4 protein-coding genes are annotated in these 1,864 nt (G+C 43.9%); all 4 read right to left on the bottom strand.

Annotated elements, in window-relative coordinates; all coding sequences use genetic code 11:
- Positions 1-100: 100 nt before the first annotated feature.
- Positions 101-418, bottom strand: coding sequence for a DDE-type integrase/transposase/recombinase (locus IQ219_RS19305; protein WP_194073686.1), 318 nt, complete (start codon positions 416-418; stop codon positions 101-103).
- Positions 419-427: 9 nt separating this feature from the next.
- Positions 428-766 carry an IS3 family transposase gene (locus IQ219_RS20650; RefSeq protein WP_228017391.1) on the bottom strand — a complete coding sequence of 113 codons (339 nt, stop codon included), beginning with the start codon at positions 764-766 and terminating at the stop codon, positions 428-430.
- Between the two features lie 35 nt (positions 767-801).
- A complete protein-coding gene (locus tag IQ219_RS19295; RefSeq protein ID WP_194073684.1) occupies positions 802-1,110 on the bottom strand; it encodes a transposase in 309 nt (102 codons plus the stop codon).
- Between the two features lie 279 nt (positions 1,111-1,389).
- Entirely contained in the window at positions 1,390-1,845 is a 456-nt protein-coding gene (locus IQ219_RS19290) for a hypothetical protein (RefSeq protein ID WP_194073683.1), read from the bottom strand.
- Between the last annotated feature and the right edge of the window lie 19 nt (positions 1,846-1,864).

Genomic DNA, 1,864 nt, shown 5'->3' with positions numbered 1-1,864 from the left:
GGCTATGGCTTCCCTTCGTCAGCATCACCGCCGCCTTTATGCCCTTGAGTTTACTCTCCAGGTCTATTCCTACGAGTCCTCTTAAACTTTTGTCAGTCAATCAGGTTTTAATGGTGCCAAAAAAGCTTTCAGCTACAGCATTATCCCAACAGTTCCCCCGACGACTCATACCACAGTTTATATTAGCTTGTGAAAGAGCATTTTGGTAGTCATGACTGGCATATTGGGAGCCCCGGTCAGAGTGGAATAATAAACCAGATTCCGCCGGCTTTCGTTGTCCCAATGCGGCATTCAGAGCAGTGAGAACTAGTTCCGTGCGCATATGCTCTGCCATGGACCATCCCACTATTTTTCTAGAAAATAGGTCAATAATGACCGCTAGATAGAGCCAGCCTTCTGTGGTCCAGATATAGGTCATGTCCGCCACCTATGCCTTGTCGGGTTCTGTCGCTGTAAAGTTACGGTCCAAAATATTCTCCGCAATTGGGTATGAGTGGTTTGAATCCGTCGTTACCTTGAATTTGCGCTTCAGGTGAGCATTAATGCCGAGTTTTGCCATTAATCGCACTACCCGCTGACGGCTTATGGGAAAACCATGGGAGGCTAACGCCGCCTGAATTCTCGGTGAGACGTAAGTTTGACGGCTATCTTGGTGGATCTGTTGGATTTTTTCAGACAAGAGTTCATTCTCCTTATTTCGTGGGGATACTGGTCTTTTGCACCAGGCATAGTACCCGCTTCTCGATTGCTTTAATACCCGGCACATGAGACCGATGGGGAAGTTTTCCTTCTCCCCATGGATTAGCTCGTAAGATTTGAGCCTTCCTTGGCAAAGAAGGTCGCTACCTTTTTTAGGAAATCCCGCTCCATTTGTACTCTTTTTAGGTCCCGGCGCAAGACATTTAGCTCTTGTCTTTCCACCGATGTTAATTGACCTTGCCCTCCTCCTTCGTTGTCAATTTTTGACTGGTTTACCCATTTTCTTAAGGCACTTTCTGTCAATCCTATTTCCCTTGCTACTTGGCTTATAGGTTTTCCAGATTGTTCTACTATCTTTACTGCTTCCGATTTTTGCTCGTCAGTAAATTGCCGTCTTGGTTTTTTCTTCATTGGAACATTCTCCTTGGTTGGCTACTCTTCTCGAATGCCCATTTTTTTCAGTCAGGGTCACATAACCTCCGACAAGCGGCCCAAAACCACGGAATTGAGCCTAGTCGTCTTATTTTTGCTCGAAAGTTGCTCTATCCCGAACATCCCTAGTTTTGGCGATCGCCGTTGTCCATGACCTCTGTGTTGTGACCCGAAATGTCGGAAATTTTCAGAAATCAGAGGTGCCCCTATCTAATCCATTTTGATTCACCTGATTGCAGTCAACCCCCAGTAACATGGTTAGCTAATCTCAATTTGTTGAGGATTCACTTCAATAATCACCTCATTACCATAGTGTAAATTTTGAATAAAACTGCTCATAATCTCCAAAATATCGGGAGGTTGAAAGTGCTCTGGTTTTGTTTCAGGGTGGGGGTAATAAATTAATCCTTTGATAGCTTGTTGATTACCGATAATGATACGACAATCAAAAAAAGAAAAGTCTTCAGCCGGGTCATTGTTTGACCATTTGACTTGCCTAAATGTGTATTTTGCTTCCTTTGCCTTATATTGGTGGGGAGCAATGCTTAGATTAATTGTTCCTAGATAATAATCGTCTAAACTCAAACCTCGCTCTTGAAAGCAAGCTTTTTGCATCGCAATGGTGCCTGCCGGAAATCTCGGATCGCTTGATTTACCAGAGGCAACACCATGGCCAGCTTTGACAACTCCTTTGATTTGAATCCAATTATTCACTCATCAATCTCCATAATTT

It is taken from the genome of Synechocystis sp. LEGE 06083 (genome assembly GCF_015207725.1).
Lineage (GTDB): Bacteria > Cyanobacteriota > Cyanobacteriia > Cyanobacteriales > Microcystaceae > Synechocystis > Synechocystis salina.
This window is presented reverse-complemented; position numbering and strand designations above follow the sequence as displayed.

What these genes read in the sequence shown, in the direction of transcription:
- IQ219_RS19305 (WP_194073686.1), bottom strand. Translation starts at nt 418, where the DNA reads ATGACCTATATCTGGACCACAGAAGGCTGGCTCTATCTAGCGGTCATT.
- IQ219_RS20650 (WP_228017391.1), bottom strand. Translation starts at nt 766, where the DNA reads ATGTGCCGGGTATTAAAGCAATCGAGAAGCGGGTACTATGCCTGGTGC.
- IQ219_RS19295 (WP_194073684.1), bottom strand. Translation starts at nt 1,110, where the DNA reads ATGAAGAAAAAACCAAGACGGCAATTTACTGACGAGCAAAAATCGGAA.